Here is a 228-nt window from a genome sequence, read left to right as displayed (position 1 = left end):
CCATTACACCGGTTACCAAAACCTTCCTGGTTGATTTGGTGGCAGAAGTTCAATACCCGCACGACAAGCTTGAAGGCATGTGGCTGATTAACGATTCAACCATTGCTGTTATCAATGATGATGACTTTGCAACCTGGTCAACCAGCGGCGTGCTGGAACAAAAATACCTGGACGCAGGACAAACCGAGATTGATGCCAACACCGTCTATATTATTGAAGACCTGGATC

The 228-nt window shown here is 46.5% G+C and carries 1 protein-coding gene; it reads left to right on the top strand.

Annotated features, from left to right (window positions below; translation table 11 throughout):
- The coding region (locus Q4563_RS23490) for an esterase-like activity of phytase family protein (RefSeq protein ID WP_303606264.1) at window positions 1-228 on the top strand (228 nt) is incomplete at both ends.

The sequence above is a fragment of the Gilvimarinus sp. 1_MG-2023 genome (assembly GCF_030548285.1).
The sequence above is the reverse complement of the archived record's forward strand: the minus strand, read 5'-3'. Positions and strand labels throughout refer to the sequence as shown.